Origin of the sequence: Hymenobacter armeniacus (assembly GCF_014699055.1) — a bacterium.
GTDB classification, from domain to species: domain Bacteria; phylum Bacteroidota; class Bacteroidia; order Cytophagales; family Hymenobacteraceae; genus Hymenobacter; species Hymenobacter armeniacus.
Window position 1 is genome coordinate 687839 of record NZ_JACXAC010000004.1, and the last position, 16468, is coordinate 704306.

A 16468-nucleotide genomic window follows, 5' to 3' on the forward strand; every position below is an offset into this window, starting at 1 on the left:
TCTTTGCAGTCTGTTAGTCTTACAAAGCCAGGGCGTTCAGCACGAACGTTCTTCTTATCGGGTTATACGCCAATGCAATTCTATAAATACCAGGGCACCGGCAACGACTTCGTCATCATCGACGACCGTGCCCGCCAGTTCGACGAAACCGACCAGGCCCGCATTGCCCACCTTTGCCACCGCCGCTTCGGCATCGGGGCCGACGGGCTGATGCTGCTGCGCGAAAAGGAGGGCTACGATTTCGAGATGGTGTATTTCAACGCCGACGGCCGCCCCAGCTCCATGTGCGGCAACGGCGGCCGCTGCCTGGTGGCGTTTGCCAAGTTTGTGGGCGTGATTCAGGACCAGGCCCATTTCCTGGCCGTGGACGGCCCCCACGACGCCCGCGTGGAGCCCGATGGCACCGTGCGCCTGCACATGATTGACGTGGCCGCGCCCCAGGAAGCCGAGATAGGGGAGGAGGGCGACGTGTTTCTGCACACGGGCTCGCCCCACCACGTCCAGTTTCTGGACCCCGGCGAACATCCCACCCTGGCCGATTTCAACGTCTTCGCCGCCGGCCACGACATCCGCTACGACCAGGCCTACGACCCCGCCGGCACCAACGTCAACTTCGTGGAAGTGCCCGCCGACCCCGCCCACCCCTGGCCCGTGCGCACCTACGAGCGCGGCGTGGAAGACGAAACTTTCTCCTGCGGCACGGGCGTGACGGCCGTGGCCCTGGCGGCCTCGCAGCGCGGCGCCGTGTCGCCGGTGCGCCTGCGCACGCCCGGCGGCGAGCTGGAAGTCTCGTTTGAGCAGCGGCCCGATGGCGGCTTTACCAACGTGTGGCTGAGCGGGCCGGCCGTGCAGGTGTTTTCGGGGCAGCTGTAAACCGACGCCGGGAGTTACCCGGCGTTGGGGCCCTGCAGCCGGTTGGCGTCATCGTTCAGCGGCAGGGCACCCGACAGGCGGCCCTGCATCTTGCGCAGCCAGCGCTGGCCCAGCGCGGGGCAGGCGGCCAGCTCGGCTACTAGGGCGAGGTCGTGGCGTTGCTCGTACTTGGCGGAGTTGGCCCGCGCCACGGTCCATTCGGGGTAGGGGCGGTCCAGCAGGGCTAGGCCGCTGCCGGGCTGGATGCGGCCGGGCCGGAGCACGCGCATGTACCAGCCGGTGAAGCCGGTTTCCTGCAGCCACTGCGGCAGCAGCGGTTCTTGCCAGCGGCGGGCAATTTTCCAGCAGGGCGAGCGGGGCTGCGAAACCTGCACCGCGGCTTCGCCATATTGAAAAATGTCGCCGATGCACACGTCTTTTTCTGCACACGGGCCCGCCAGGGTTAGGTTTTCGCCGAAGCTGCCCGCGGCCATTCGCTGGCCCAGTTGCGCACTCCAGTGGGCGTAGTGCACGCCCGGGTACACGCACAGGGCTTGGTCGGGGCCGCCGTGGTTGTGCGGGTCGGCCTGCTCATCGCCGTCGATGTTCAGCTCCGACAGCCAGTGCGCTTCGATGACGGGCGCTTTCAGCAGGGCCGTGGTCCAGGCGCGCTGCAGGGGGTTCGCGGCTCCTGGCTCGCCCAGCGTACGGGGGCGGCCCACTTGCAGCGAAGCCACGGGAAGGGAAAGGAGGGGAATGGGCATGCGGGGCGAGAACGTTGGATTAGTGGGCCAACGCTAAAACATGCTCCCAAAGTACGCCCGCGAAATGCTGCTGAGCTGCCCGGCCGAGCGGTTTCGGCGTTCTATGGTTAATTCGTGCAGTCGGGCGCGCTGCCTGCACCAGCACGCTTGTTACCGTACCGGGCCAGCTCACGTCAATTCCTCTGCCCAACCCATGCCGGCTCCTTGTTCCATCCGCCTCCGCGCCCTCGAACCCGACGACCTTGATTTCCTCTATGCGCTGGAGAATGACCGCGACATCTGGGGCGTGTCGGATACCCTGGCGCCGCTGTCGCGCCAAGTCCTGCGTGAATACCTCGCGCATGCCACTACGGATATATACGTAGTGCGCCAATTGCGGCAGGTGGTTACTACTGAAATTAGCGGCGCCGCGGTGGGCGTGGTCGACTTGTTTGAGTACGACCCGCTGCACCAGCGGGCCGGTGTGGGCATCACCATACGGGCCAGCGAGCGGCGCCACGGCTACGCCCGGCAGGCCCTCGAATTGCTCAAAGAATACGCCCGCGAGGTGCTGCGCTTGCACCAGATTTATGCCACCGTCGGGGTAAGTAATGGGCCCAGTATGAGGCTGTTTCGCGCGGCGGGGTTTCGGCGGGTGGGCACCCGGCGGCAGTGGCTGCGCACGGGCAGCGGTTGGGAAGATGCCGCGGAGTGGCAGTGCCTGCTGACCGAAGAAACGGGTGTTTAATTACGTATTTTCTTGGATATAGACCATAATCTATGGTTGGCTAAGAAAGAGTTGGCCCGGTAAGCTGAGCCATATCCTTCCGCCGGGTGGTCCCGTATACGTGGACAAGCGCCCCGGCCGTTCTATCCTGTTGTTATTCCGGAGCGGCGCGAAACTCATCTTCCTGCCCTTTTCATGCCACCTTCATCGACGGTGGAAGCGCCCTTGCGTGCCTCCACCACCGCTGCCCGGCCCAGCGCATCAGCCGCCGAAACTTCTGCTCCTTACACCCTGCCCGACCTGGTTTGCTTTGCGCATTTGCATTGGGACTTTGTGTGGCAGCGGCCCCAGCATTTGCTTTCCCGCTTTGCGGAGCACGGCCGGGTGTTTTACGTGGAGGATGCCTTTTACCATGCCGATGACCTCATCGAGCCGCACATCGAAATAAAAGAGCGGCAAAACGGATTGAAAGTGGTGGTGGCCCACTTGCCCCAGCGCCTCCGCCACGACGAAGCTGCGGCCGACCAGGCCCAATTTGAACTTCTAAGCCAGTTTTTTAACGAGCAAGGTCTTACTAACTACGTTTTTTGGTACTACACGCCCATGGCGTTGGGCAAGTCGCGCCATTTCCAGCCCGTGCTCACCGTCTACGATTGCATGGACGAGTTGGCTGCGTTCAAGTTTGCTCCGCCGGAATTGAAAAAGCGCGAACTGGAGCTGTTTGAAAAAGCCGACCTCGTGTTCACCGGCGGCCAAACGCTCTACGAGGCCAAGCGCGAGCAGCACGCCGACGCCCACGCCTTCCCCAGCAGCATCGACAAGGCGCACTTCGGCCAGGCCCGCGGCCCGCTGGCCGAGCCCGCCGACCAGGCCGGCATTGCGCACCCGCGCATCGGCTTCTTCGGCGTGGTCGATGAGCGCCTCGACATTGAGTTGCTCCGCGCATTGTCGCAGCAGCACCCGAAGTGGCAATTCGTCATTATTGGCCCCGTGGTGAAGATTGACCCGGCCATTCTGCCCCGCACGCCCAACGTGCATTACCTCGGCGGTAAGGACTATAAGGAACTGCCTTCCTATTTGAAGGGTTGGGATGTAGCAACGCTTTTGTTTGCTGATAACGAAAGCACCAAGTTCATCTCGCCGACCAAAACCCCCGAATACCTGGCCGCCGGCAACCCCGTGGTAAGCACCCCGATTCGCGACGTGGTGCGCCCCTACGGCGACCTGAACCTGGTGCAGATTGCCGACAACCCCGCCGATTTCGGCAAGGCCATCGAGAAGGCCCTCACCCAGCGCGACGACGCCGACTGGCGCCAGCGCACCGACGCGTACCTCGCCACCATCTCCTGGGACCAAACCTGGCAGGCCATGGTGGGCCTCATGCAGCAGCGCCTGGCGGCCAAAACGCCCGACGCCGCCACCACGACCCAGGCCGGCGCGCCCCTGGTCGAAACCAAAGTGTCGGAAGTGCCGCTGCCGCCGGCTTCGGCCAACTAATTCGCCTGCCTTCTATTCAAGTAGTCCCTTCTAAACAAACTTCCATACCCTACGCACCATGTTCGATTACCTCATCGTTGGGGCCGGTTTTGCCGGCAGCGTGCTCGCCGAACGGCTGGCCACCCGCAGCAATAAGAAGGTCCTCATCATCGACAAGCGCAGCCACATTGCGGGCAACGCCTACGACCACTACAACGAGGACGGCATTCTGGTGCACAAGTACGGTCCGCACATTTTCCACACCAACTCGAAGGACGTGTTCGACTACCTCGGCAACTTCACCGAGTGGCGCCCCTACGAGCACCGCGTGCTGGCTTCGGTGGATGGCCAGATGGTGCCCATGCCCATCAACCTCGACACCATCAACAAACTGTACGGCCTGAACCTGACCAGCTTCGAAGTGGAGCAGTTCTTCGAGTCGATGGCCGAGAAGGTGGACGTCATCAAAACGAGCGAAGACGTGGTGGTGAGCAAAGTCGGCCGCGAGCTGTACAACAAATTCTTCAAGAACTACACCAACAAGCAGTGGGGCCTCGACCCCTCGCAGCTCGACAAGTCGGTGACCAGCCGCGTGCCTACCCGCACCAACCGCGACGACCGGTACTTCACCGACACCTACCAGGCCATGCCCCTGCACGGCTACACCCGGATGTTTGAGAAAATGCTCGACCACCCCAACATCAAGGTGATGCTGAACACCGACTACCACGAGGTAATCGACTTCATTCCCTATAAGGAAATCATCTTCACCGGCCCGGTCGACGAGTATTTCGACTACAAGTTCGGCAAGCTGCCCTACCGCTCGCTCGAGTTCAAGCACGAGACGCTGAATAAGGAAAAGCACCTGGCCGCGCCCGTGGTGAACTACCCCAACGAGCACCCCTACACCCGCATCACAGAGTTTAAGGCCCTCACCGGCCAGGACCACCCCAAAACGGCCATCGTGTACGAGTACCCGCAGGCCGAGGGCGACCCCTACTACCCCATTCCGATGCCGGAAAACGCCGAGCTGTATAACAAGTACAAGAAGCTGGCCGATGAAACGCCCAACGTGCACTTCGTGGGCCGCCTCGCCACCTACAAGTACTACAACATGGACCAGGTGGTGGCCCAGGCCCTGACGCTTTACAAGAAGCTGACGGAAAAAGAAAACGCCGCCAAACCCGCCCGCCCGGCCATTTCGGGCAGCACTTCGCTGGTAGAAAAACTAGTGAGCCGCTCGCCGAAGCAAGAATAACCCTTTCCGCTTTCCAAGCCCAGCTGCCACCTCGCACGCATGTGCCGGGGTGGCAGTTTGATTTAAGCCCGAACCAAGCTCAACGCTGTTTCGGGCCATTGTTCTACTTATTCCTGCAGCTATGAACCAATCAGAACCAGAACTTTGGGGCGGCGTTGAATGCAGCCACTGCCGCGTGGGCGACCATTATTCGGACCAAATGACGCGCAGCGGCCACCGCCACCGCGTTTCTGACCTGGATGCCCTGGCCGAGCTGGGGCTGAAAACCCTGCGCTACCCCGTGCTGTGGGAGCACACCTGCCCCGATGGCCCCGACGCCTGCGACTGGACCTGGGCCGATGAGCGCCTGCCCCGCCTGCGCGAGCTCGGCATCAACCCCATCATCGGGCTGGTGCACCACGGCAGCGGGCCCCGCTACACGGCGTTGCACGAAAACAATTTTGCCGCCGGCCTGGCCCGCCACGCCGGCAACGTGGCCCAGCGCTACCCCTGGCTCACGCACTTCACGCCCGTGAATGAGCCGCTGACCACCGCCCGCTTCAGCGCCCTCTACGGCCACTGGTACCCCCACACCGCCGACGACCGCACCTTCGTGCGCGCCTTGCTCAACCAGTTGGAGGCCACGCGGCAGGCCATGCAAGCCATTCGGCAATTCATCCCGCACGCCCAGTTGGTGCAAACCGAGGACCTGGCCCAGATTCATAGCACGCCGGGCATGCGCTACCAGGCCGACTTCGAAAACCACCGGCGCTGGCTCAGCTTCGACATGTTGTGCGGCAAGGTCACGCCCACGCACTTTTTCTGGAATTATCTCACCGAGCACGGCGCCAGCGAGGAAGAGCTGCAAAGCTGGCTCGATAACCCCTGCCCGCCCGATGTGCTGGGCCTGAACCACTACCTCACCAGCGAGCGGTTTCTGGACGAGGCCACCGACCATTACTGGCCCTGCCACGTGGCCGACAACGGCCGCCAGCGCTACGCCGACATTGAGGCCGTGCGCGTGGGCGGTGGCGTGCGCCTGGCCGGCGTGACCAGCCTGCTGCTGCAGGCTTGGCAGCGCTACGGCATCCCCGTGGCCATCACCGAGGCCCACCTCAACTGCACCCGCGAGGAGCAGGTGCGCTGGCTGCAGTACGTGTGGGAATCGGCCCGGGCCGCCCGCGAGCAGGGCGCCGACGTGCGCGCCGTCACCGTCTGGTCGGTGTTAGGCGCCTACGACTGGGTCAACCTGCTCACCCGCGACACCGGCCATTACGAAACCGGCGTGTTCGACGTGCGCAGCGGGCAGCTGCGGCCCACGCTGCTGGCGAAGCAGGTGCGGGCCCTCGCCCACGGCGCAACGTTCGGCCACCCCGTGCTGCAAAGCCTGGGCTGGTGGCAGCGCCCCGGCCGCGTGCACTTCCAGCCCAGCACCACCCCCGACAAATCCATTGAGCCCCGCCGGACGAAAGCCCCCCAAGCGGCACGCTCCGCACCCAAAGAGAAACTGCAACATGCGGCCTGATTTCATTCCCGCCCACATCGCCGACCAGGACATTCGGCCCCTGCTCATTGCGGGCGCGCACGGCACGCTGGGCCGCGCTTTCGGCCGCATCTGCCACACCCGGGGGCTTGTCATTGCCGCGATGGGCCGGCACGAACTCGACGTCACCAGCCCCGTCATGGTGGAGCAAGCGCTGGACTCGCTGCGCCCTTGGGCGGTGGTGAACGCCGCCGGCTACGTGCGCGTGGACGAAGCCGAAAGCAATGCCGGCGACTGCTTCCGCGAAAACGCCACCGGTCCCTCGGTGCTGGCCACGGCCTGCGCCGCGCGCCACCTGCCTTTCCTCACCTTCTCATCAGATTTGGTGTTCGACGGCCAGCAGGCCGAACCCTACACGGAATCCTCGAAGCCCACCCCGCTGAACGTGTACGGCCGCAGCAAGCTGGCTGCCGAGCAGCGCGTGCTGGCCGTGCACCCGCAGGCGCTGGTGGTGCGCACCAGTGCGTTTTTCAGCGGGTGGGACGAGTACAATTTCGTGCATTTTGCCTTGCAGGCCGCCCGTGCCCAGCGAGCGTTTGCGGCGGCCGATGACGTGCGCATTTCGCCCACCTACGTGCCCGACTTGGTGAATGCCTCGCTCGATTTGCTGCTCGATGAAGCCCACGGCCTCTGGCACGTCACAAATCAGGGGGCCTGCACCTGGGCCGAGCTGGCCCGCCTGGCTGCCCGGCACGCTGGGCTCTCGCCCGACTTCGTGGCACCGCGCCCCATGGCCGACTTTGGTTGGCCCGCCGCCCGGCCGGCACAAAGCGTATTGGTGAGCGAAAAAGGCATGGTGCTGCCATCCTTGGAAGATGCGTTGGGCCGTTGTGTGGGGGAAATGGAACGGCATTTCGCGCATCCGGCTTGAGCGTGGCGTGGCCGCCGCGAGCCCGCGCCGGGGCGGCCCGGGAAGACGGGAATGCCAGGCGGGGCACGGACTCGCAGCGTGCACGCCACAATCTGCCAGCCTGGCACAATTTCCTTTTTGGGACGGTTTTAGCGGAAGGCTCCGTAAATTTGGGGTGCGCCCCGGCGCTATTCGCTAAAAAACTACCTGATGTTTGAATTCCTAGGCAAGACCGTCGCCAAAATATTTGGCTCCAAGTCGGAGCGCGATTTAAAGGAAATCGTGCCCTACGTGGCGCTGATTAATGCCGAATATGCCAAACTGGCCGGCTTGACCGATGACCAGCTGCGCGAGCAGACCGATGCGGTGCGGGCTCGCATTGCCGAGCGCCTCGCCGGGCTGGACGGCCAGATTGCCGGTTTGCACCAGCAAATCGACACCCAGCCGCAGCTGGACGTGGCCCAGAAAGAAGTGCTGTTCGAGCAGATTGACGCGCTGGAAAAGCAGCGCAACAAGGACCTCGAAGCCGTGCTGCTGGAAGTGCTGCCGCAGGCGTTTGCCATTGTGAAGGACACGGCCCGCCGCTACAAGGAAAACGGCCAGCTGGTGGTGACCGCCAACGCCCGCGACCGCGAATACGCCGCCACCCACCCCAACTGCGTGATTGAGGGCGACAAGGCCATTTGGTACAACAAGTGGCTGGCGGCCGGTGCCGAAATCGTGTGGGACATGGTGCACTACGACGTGCAGCTCATCGGCGGCGTGGTGCTGCACCAGGGCAAAATTGCCGAGATGGCCACGGGCGAAGGCAAAACGCTGGTGTCGACGTTGCCGTCGTTTCTGAATGCGCTGTCGAAGCGCGGCGTGCACTTGGTAACCGTGAACGACTACCTGGCCAAGCGTGACTCTGAATGGAACGCGCCGCTGTTCGAGTTCCACGGCATCACGGTGGACTGCATTGACAAGCACCAGCCTAACACGCCGGAGCGCCGCGCCGCCTACCAGGCCGACATCACTTACGGCACCAACAACGAATTCGGCTTCGACTACCTGCGCGACAACATGGCGCGCGACCCCGAGGAGCTGGTGCAGCGCAAGCACCACTACGCCATGGTGGACGAAGTGGACTCCGTGCTGATTGACGACGCGCGGACGCCGCTCATCATCTCGGGCCCGGTGCCGCGCGGCGACGTGCACGAGTTCTACCAGCTCAAGCCGCGCATTCAGCGCCTGGTGGATGAGCAGAAGAAGCTCGTGCAATCCTACCTGGTGGAGGCCCGCAAGCAGATTGCCGCCGGCAAAACCGGCGTGGAAGAAGGCGACAAAAACGGCGAAGGTGGCCTGCTGCTGTTCCGCGCCTACCGTGGCCTACCCAAGAGCAAGCCGCTCATCAAGTTCTTGTCCGAAACCGGCATCCGGCAGGTGCTGCAAGCCACCGAAAACCACTACTTGGCCGACAACTCGCGCCAGATGCCCAAGGCCGACGAGCCGCTGTTCTTCACCATCGACGAGAAGAACAACCAGATTGAGCTGACCGAAAAAGGCATCGACCTCATCACGGCCCAGGGCGAAGACCCCAAGCTGTTCATCATGCCCGATATCGGCGCCGCCATTGCCGACATCGAGAAAAACGCCGCCCTTTCGGCCGAAGAAAAGCTGACGCAGAAAGAGAAGCTGATGAGCGACTACCAGGAAAAGAGCGAGCGGGTGCACACCGTGAACCAGCTCCTGAAAGCCTACACGCTCTTCGAAAAAGACGACCAGTATATCCTGACCGAGGACGGCAAGGTGAAAATCGTGGACGAGCAGACCGGCCGCGTCATGGAAGGCCGCCGCTACTCCGACGGCCTGCACCAGGCCATCGAGGCCAAGGAAAACGTGCGCGTGGAAGACGCCACGCAGACCTACGCCACCGTGACGCTGCAGAACTACTTCCGCATGTACCACAAGCTGGGCGGCATGACCGGCACGGCCGAAACCGAGGCCGGCGAGTTCTGGGAAATTTACAAGCTCGACGTGGTGGTGATTCCGACCAACCGCCCCATCTCGCGCAAAGACTCCGACGACCAGGTGTACAAGACGGTGCGTGAGAAATACAACGCCGTGGCCCTGGAAATCCAGAAGCTGGTGGAAGCCGGCCGCCCGGTGCTGGTGGGTACCACCAGCGTGGAAATCTCGGAGCTGGTGTCGCGCATGCTGAAGCTGCGCGGCATCAACCACCAGGTGCTGAACGCCAAGCAGAACCAGCGCGAGGCCGAGATTGTGGCCGCCGCCGGCTACCCCGGCACCGTGACCATTGCCACCAACATGGCCGGCCGCGGTACCGACATCAAGCTGCGCGAAACTTCGCGCGATGCGGGTGGCCTGGCCATCATCGGCACGGAGCGCCACGAAAGCCGCCGCGTCGACCGCCAGCTGCGCGGCCGTGCCGGCCGCCAGGGCGACCCCGGCACTTCGCAGTTCTTCGTGAGCCTGGAAGACAACCTGATGCGCCTGTTCGGCTCCGACCGGATTGCGAAGCTGATGGACCGCATGGGCATGGAAGAGGGCGAAGTCATTCAACACTCGATGATTACCAACTCCATTGAGCGCGCTCAGAAGAAGGTGGAGGAAAACAACTTCGGCACCCGCAAGCGCCTGCTGGAATACGACGACGTGATGAACGCCCAGCGCGAAGTGGTGTACAAGCGCCGCCGCAACGCCCTGTTCGGCGACCGCATGGAAGTCGACATTCTGAACATGATTTACGACGTGAGCGAGGACATCGCCGCGGGCCACAAAATCACGGGGGATTTTGAGGACTTCAAGCTGGCCATCATTCGGGTGTTTGGCTACGACACCTTCCTGACCCAACAGGACCTCACCGGCCTGCAACTGCCGGCGCTCACCCAAAAGCTCTACGAAGAAGCCCTGGGCTACTTCCAGAGCAAGAACGAGCACATTGCCTCGAATGCCCTGCCGCTGGTGAACGACCTGCTGGGCCAGAACGCGCCCTACGAGAACATCGCCGTGCCCTTCACCGACGGCAAGAAGCAGGTGCAGGCCATTGCCAACCTGAAGCGCGCCCAGGCCACCGGCGGCCACGACATTCTGCGCCAGATGGAGAAAGTGGTGGTGCTGTCGGTAATCGACACGGCCTGGACCCAGCACCTGCGCCAGATGGACGACCTGAAGCAGGTGGTGCAAAACGCGGTGTACGAGCAGAAAGACCCGCTGCTGGTGTACAAGTTTGAAAGCTTCGAGCTCTTCAAGCGCATGATTGGCAAGGTGAACGAGGAAACGACCAGCTTCCTCTTCCACGCCGACGTGCCGGTGCAGCAAAACATGGTGGGCACCAACGAGGAGCCCGACTACTACCTTGAAGACGAGGAGCAGCACACCAACTTCACCGTGGAGCACGAGTCCAGCCTCGACTCGCTCGGCGCCGGCCCCGAAGACATGGGCCCCGCCGACGTGCCCGCCGTGAAACAAACCCCGGTGCGCAGCCAGAAAGTGGCCAACCGCAACGACAAGGTGAACGTGCAGTACATGGACGGCACTATCAAGCGCGACGTGAAGTACAAAGCCGTGGAGCAGGACGTGGAAAGCGGCCGCGCCGTGCTGGTAGACTAACGTTGGTTTGCTTATGAAAATAATAACGCCCCGGCCGGTTGGTCGGGGCGTTTTTGGTTTAGGGGTGAAGCTTTTTTAATGAACAAATAGGGCAACAAAAATGGGTATATTGCCCGTACTTCCGGCAACAAAATGTTGGTGACAACCCCTTGTGAATTAGTTTAAAACGCAAGTAATTAATATGAAACAACTCTTCTCTCATCTGCGTCGGTGGCAACTCGCAGTAGGACTGTTGGCTGGCCTGCGTGCCCAGGCCCAGGCGCCGGCCTGGCAAACGGCCGTGGCGCTGGGGCCGGGTAGCAGTGCCTACACTGTCACGGAAACCAAAGTGGACGCCAGCGGCGCGGTGTATCTGGCTGGCTACTTCTCCGGAACGGTGAGCTTCGGCACCGTGGCACTGGTAAGCGCAGGCAGTCAGGACGGCTTCGTGGCTAAGTGGAACAGCACCGGCATCGGCTTTGCCTGGGTGCAGCAGGCGGGCGGCCCGGGCGCCGAAGCCGTGACTGCGCTGGCAGTGAGCGGCGCCAACGTGTACGTGGGCGGCACTTATGGCCTGGGCGGCAGCACGGTGGCGCTGGGTAGTCTCACCCTCACCAATACCGACGCCACCAACGCCAGCAAGGACGCCTTTGTCGCCAAACTCACGGATGCCGGCGCTGCTAGCACTTTCACCTGGGCGCACCGCATCGGCAGCGCCACCACGGCCCGCGGAACGGTGTTGCCGCCCAGCAACGTGGCCGATGACTTGGTGTCGACGCTGCTGGTAGACGGCGCCAACGTGTATGCGAGCAGTATTTTTGAAGGGGGCGTTGCGTCGATTGACGGCAGCGTGGCTTTTACCGATAACACGGGCACGTCTTATGTCCGGTCGCACCGGTTGCTCGTCGCAAAATTCATCGATTCGGGCAGTACGTCGACGCTCGGATGGGCCAACGGTGCCACGGGGCCAAACATGGCGACCAGTTCGGGAATAACGCTAAGCGGAAAACAGTTTTTGGCCGTTTCTGGCAACAATGTGTACGTGTCAGGCGTGGTATCGGGCTCTGAAATGTGGTGGGGAGGATTTAATGCCGGAGCCTTTGTGATAATGCCGTGCGCCGGCACATCGATTTACGTGGCGAAGTTCAATAGCGGGTTTGCTTGGTTCCAGAGGGTCTCGACGGCGAGCTCCTTTCAGGTGACGGGGTTGGCAGCCAACGGAGCGAATCTTTATCTGGCCGGGCAAATGACGGGGCGCACGGCCAACTTCGGCTACTTCACGGGGCCTTTCCCTTCGCTGACCAATCCCGACGTCAGCGGGGCAAGCCCATATCCTTTCCTGGCCAAACTCACCGACGCTGGCACCACGGGCAGCTTTGCGTGGGTGCAAGGCATCGCCAATCAGAGCCAGTTCCAGGCCTTGGCTGCAAGCGGGCCCAACCTCTATTTGGCCGGCAGCTTCACCGGAACCGTCAATTTTGGAAGTACGGCACTGACCTCAACAGCTAACTCGGCCGATGTGGTAGTGGTCAAGTTCACCGATGCGGGCAGTGCCGGCGCGCTGGCTTGGGTGCAGCAAGCCGGTGGTTCTGCCAATGACTACGCCACGGCGCTAGCCATATCGGGTAGCACGGTCAAGGTGACGGGCACTGTGGGGGCGGCAGCCACCTTTGGCAGCCAAGTGGTAACGGGCGCTTTGGGTTCCCAGACCACTTTTCTGGCGTCCTTCACCGACCCTGCGCTCGTCACTGCGGTTGCGTCGCCTGCAAGCTTCGAAATGGGTCTGTTTCCCAACCCTACCCGCGGCGGTGCCACAGTACAGTTGCCCCCCGGGCCCGGAACCGTCGCAGCCACGCTCACCGTGTTCGATGCTGTGGGGCGCGCTGTGCTCACTCAAAGAGCTGTCGGCGCCCGCACGGAGCTGGACCTGAAAAGCCTTGCCCCCGGCATCTATGCCCTGCGCGTCACCGTCGGCGCTGCATCGGCCACCCGCCGCTTGGTGGTGGAGTAGGGGAGGGGCGGCCTTACCCGCTACCTTTGCCCCATGAACCTCGCCGCCCGTATCGACCACACCCTGCTGCGCCCCGACTGCACCGAAGCACAAATCCTCCAACTGTGCGAGGAGGCCGCCGCGCACGGCTTTGCCAGCGTGTGCGTGCCGCCCTGCTACGTGGCCCTGGCCGCCGCTAGGCTGGAAGGCACCACCGTGCCCGTGTGCACGGTGATTGGCTTTCCGCTGGGCTATGCTTCGTCCAGCGTCAAATTTAAGGAGGCGGAAGTGGCCTTGTATGACGGCGCCCACGAGCTGGACATGGTCATCAACATCTCGGCGCTGAAGTCGGGCAAGACGGCCGCCATTCAGGCCGAAATCCTGGACCTGGCCGACCTCTGCCACGTGCACCAGGCCCTGCTCAAGGTCATTATCGAAACCGCCCTGCTCACGGAGGAAGAAATCGAACTGGCTTGCCAGCTCTGCGTGGCTGGCGAGGCCGATTTTGTGAAAACGTCCACCGGCTTTGCCAGCCGCGGCGCCAGCGTGGCCGACATCGAACTGATGCGCCGCGTGCTGCCCGAAAACGTGCGCATTAAAGCCGCCGGCGGCATCCGTACCCGCGCCGCCGCCGAGGCGCTGGTGGCGGCCGGCGCCGACCGCATCGGCTCGTCCAATAGCCTGGCCCTGATTGCTGAAACCGATGATTCGACCCTTGCTTAAGGCCCTGCTGCTGCCCTCGCTGCTTTCGTTGGTGGCCTGCGCCAGCACGGCCCAGCAGGCCACCCAAACCAGCACCTCGCCCGATACCACCCGCAAGCCCACCGCCACGGCCGCGCCCGCATCCATGCCGGCCGAGGACGTGAGCAAGTACCGGCCGGTGTTCACGGTGCCCAAACCGGCCCCCGTGGCAGCCGCCACGCCCGCGCCCAAAACCGTGGTGCCGCCCACCAACCACGTGAACCCCCAGGTGGAGCAGCGCCTGCGCGACCAGGCCTACACCAACCAAAACGTGAAGTATGCCCAGGGCTACCGCATTCTGGTGTACCTCGGCCTGGAGCGCGACCAGGTGATGGCCATCCGGCGCAGCATCATCAGCCGCTACCCCGACGAAACCGATTACATCGTCTTCAAATCGCCCGTCTACCGCCTCTACATCGGCGACTACCTCACCAAGCTGGAAGCGGCGCGGGGCCTGGCCCGGCTGCGTGGCCTCACGCCCAAGCTGGAGCTGGAGCCCACGCAGGTGCTGCTGAACAAGAACCCGTAAGAGCAGAGCGGTGAAAGAACGTCATGCAGAGCGCAGCGAAGCATCTCGCTGGTGGCCGTGACCGAATCGTAAGAATTAGTTGAGTAGGCGAGATGCTTCGCTGCGCTCTGCATGACGGGCCGTCGCGGCCCCTTGTCCCTCCTTCCATGCCCCTCGACCTCCTCCCGCGCATCCAACAGCTTGCCGCCCAGTACGCGGCCGACACCGTGGCCATTCGCCGCCACCTGCACGCCCACCCCGAGCTGTCGTTCGAGGAAACCAACACGGCCGCCTACGTCACGCAGGAGCTGCTGAAGCTGGGCCTCACGCCCCAGCCCATCGCCAACACCGGCGTGGTGGCCCTGATAGAAGGCCAGCCCGGCGGCCCCACCATTGCCCTGCGCGCCGACATGGACGCGCTGCCCATCACGGAGGCCAACGACGTGCCCTACCGGTCCACCAACCCCGGCGTGATGCACGCCTGCGGCCACGACGTGCACACGGCCTCGCTGCTGGGGGCGGCCCGCATTCTCAATGAGCTGAAAAGCGAATTCAAGGGCACCGTGAAGCTGATGTTTCAGCCGGGGGAGGAGCGGCTGCCCGGCGGCGCTTCGCTCATGATAAAGGAAGGCGTGCTGGAAAACCCGGCCGTGGCCAACGTGCTGGGCCAGCACGTGTTTCCGCACCTGCCGGCCGGCAAAATTGGCCTGCGCCCTGGCCGCTACATGGCCAGCACCGACGAGCTGTACCTCACCATCAAGGGCAAGGGCGGCCACGGCGCCATGCCCGAAATGAACCTCGACCCCGTGCTGGTGGCCGCCCACCTCATCGTGGCCGCCCAGCAGATTGTGAGCCGCCGCTCCAGCCCCAAAATTCCGTCGGTGCTCAGCTTTGGCAAGGTCATCGCCAACGGCGCCACCAACGTCATCCCCAACGAGGTCTACATCGAGGGCACCTTCCGCACCCTCAACGAGGAGTGGCGCGCCGAAGCCCACCAGCACCTGCGCCGCCTCTGCGAGGGCCTGGCCGAAAGCATGGGCGCGGTGTGCGAGCTTGAAATCCGGCACGGCTACCCGTACCTGGAAAACGAGCCCCAACTCACGGCCCGCGTGCGCGCCGCCGCCGAAGCCTACCTCGGCCCCGAAAACGTGGTGGAGCTCGACCAGTGGATGGCCGCCGAGGACTTCGCCTACTTTTCGCAGGCCGCCCCGGCGTGCTTCTACCGCCTCGGCACGCGCCACGAAGACGGCCGCTTTGCCTCCTCCGTGCACACGCCTACCTTCGACATCGACGAAAAGGCCCTTGCCACCGGACCGGGCCTGATGGCCTGGCTGGCCGTGCAGGAGCTGGCGGGGCAGTCCTAGGCCGCGCCCGGTTTCATTTCCTTTGCTCATTGCCCTATGAAACAGTTTTTGCTTGCGGCCCTGTGGAGCATGCTGCTGGCCCTGCCGGCAGCAGGCCAAACCCGCCGCACCGTTTTTGGCTGGCAGCTATGGCCCGAAGTGCAGGCTGAAGTGGCCCTGCCCACCACCAACGACTACCTCTTGGTGGCCGTGCGCGGCCAGCACCTCACCGACAACAACGGCTTCAGCGACCCCAACCGCGTGTTGGGCTTCGATGAGCGCCGCCTCACGCTGGGCTACGAGCATTTCTGGAACGAGCACTGGAGCATTGGCGCCACGGCGGCCTACGTTTCGGCCTACAACAGCTACGCCCTGCTGCCCGAGGTGCTGCTGCGCCACCGCAGCCCCGTGGGCCCGCTCACCTTCGGCCAGCGCCTGAGCGTAGAGCGCGTCATTCCGGGGGCCAGCGGTGCCACGGGCCGCACCAATGCTCGTCTGCGCGTCGATTTGGAGAAAATAGTGCCGGTGAGCAGCTTCAGCATTCGCCCACGCCTGAGCTACGAAGCCACTACCCGCGTGCGCCTGCTGCACTCCAACGACGACCCCAAGGAGCGCACCATCGATTTCACCAGCCTGCGCGGCGAAGTGGGCGTGCGTTTGTCCCCTTTGCTCGACGTGACGCCCTGGGTGGCTTACCAAACGCAGTACAGCTTCGGGCTGGCGCGGTACGACAAGGACGGCAACGAGATAGAGCCGGCCGGGAGGGCCAACGCCGTGTCGCCGGTGGTAGGGATTGATGTGCGGTTTACCTTCCTCAACGGGCAAGATGCCGCCGCTCGCAAGCAGCTACCAACCCAGCACTAAGCT

13 protein-coding genes are annotated in these 16468 nt (G+C 63.5%); 12 read left to right on the forward strand and 1 reads right to left on the reverse strand.

Annotated elements, in window-relative coordinates; all coding sequences use genetic code 11:
* The first annotated feature begins 72 nt into the window (after positions 1-72).
* Entirely contained in the window at positions 73-873 is an 801-nt protein-coding gene (gene dapF / locus IC234_RS14305) for a diaminopimelate epimerase (protein ID WP_190925782.1), read from the forward strand.
* Positions 874-887: 14 nt separating this feature from the next.
* On the opposite strand, the gene IC234_RS14310 is transcribed toward dapF, so the two are convergent.
* On the reverse strand, positions 888-1616 hold the full coding sequence (locus tag IC234_RS14310; RefSeq protein ID WP_190925784.1) for an MOSC domain-containing protein: 729 nt from the start codon (positions 1614-1616) through the stop codon (positions 888-890).
* A gap of 193 nt (positions 1617-1809) precedes the next feature.
* On the opposite strand from IC234_RS14310, the gene IC234_RS14315 reads away from it, so the two are divergent.
* The 11 genes from IC234_RS14315 to IC234_RS14360 all read left to right on the forward strand — a co-directional run bounded on the left by IC234_RS14315 (position 1810) and on the right by IC234_RS14360 (position 16465).
* A complete protein-coding gene (locus IC234_RS14315; protein WP_190925787.1) occupies positions 1810-2343 on the forward strand; it encodes a GNAT family N-acetyltransferase in 534 nt (177 codons plus the stop codon).
* Positions 2344-2517: 174 nt separating this feature from the next.
* Complete coding sequence (locus tag IC234_RS14320; RefSeq protein ID WP_190925789.1) at positions 2518-3819, forward strand: glycosyltransferase family 1 protein; 1302 nt, start codon at positions 2518-2520, stop codon at positions 3817-3819.
* Between the two features lie 58 nt (positions 3820-3877).
* A complete protein-coding gene (glf, locus tag IC234_RS14325) occupies positions 3878-5056 on the forward strand; it encodes a UDP-galactopyranose mutase (protein WP_190925792.1) in 1179 nt (392 codons plus the stop codon).
* Between the two features lie 121 nt (positions 5057-5177).
* Positions 5178-6560 (forward strand): family 1 glycosylhydrolase, encoded by a 1383-nt coding sequence (locus IC234_RS21870; RefSeq protein WP_223827678.1) that lies wholly within the window; start codon positions 5178-5180, stop codon positions 6558-6560.
* On the forward strand, positions 6550-7449 hold the full coding sequence (locus tag IC234_RS21875; RefSeq protein ID WP_223827679.1) for an SDR family oxidoreductase: 900 nt from the start codon (positions 6550-6552) through the stop codon (positions 7447-7449). The genes IC234_RS21870 and IC234_RS21875 overlap by 11 nt, the downstream gene beginning before the upstream one ends.
* 189 nt (positions 7450-7638) lie before the next feature.
* Positions 7639-11040 carry a preprotein translocase subunit SecA gene (secA, locus tag IC234_RS14335; protein ID WP_190925794.1) on the forward strand — a complete coding sequence of 1134 codons (3402 nt, stop codon included), beginning with the start codon at positions 7639-7641 and terminating at the stop codon, positions 11038-11040.
* Positions 11041-11221: 181 nt separating this feature from the next.
* Positions 11222-13030 carry a T9SS type A sorting domain-containing protein gene (locus IC234_RS14340; protein WP_190925796.1) on the forward strand — a complete coding sequence of 603 codons (1809 nt, stop codon included), beginning with the start codon at positions 11222-11224 and terminating at the stop codon, positions 13028-13030.
* 33 nt (positions 13031-13063) lie between these two features.
* Positions 13064-13732 carry a deoxyribose-phosphate aldolase gene (gene deoC / locus IC234_RS14345; RefSeq protein ID WP_190925798.1) on the forward strand — a complete coding sequence of 223 codons (669 nt, stop codon included), beginning with the start codon at positions 13064-13066 and terminating at the stop codon, positions 13730-13732.
* Positions 13713-14279, forward strand: coding sequence for a hypothetical protein (locus tag IC234_RS14350; RefSeq protein ID WP_190925800.1), 567 nt, complete (start codon positions 13713-13715; stop codon positions 14277-14279). The genes deoC and IC234_RS14350 overlap by 20 nt, the downstream gene beginning before the upstream one ends.
* 146 nt (positions 14280-14425) lie before the next feature.
* A complete protein-coding gene (locus IC234_RS14355) occupies positions 14426-15622 on the forward strand; it encodes a M20 metallopeptidase family protein (protein WP_190925802.1) in 1197 nt (398 codons plus the stop codon).
* Between the two features lie 36 nt (positions 15623-15658).
* Positions 15659-16465 (forward strand): hypothetical protein, encoded by an 807-nt coding sequence (locus IC234_RS14360; RefSeq protein WP_190925805.1) that lies wholly within the window; start codon positions 15659-15661, stop codon positions 16463-16465.
* Positions 16466-16468: the final 3 nt, after the last annotated feature.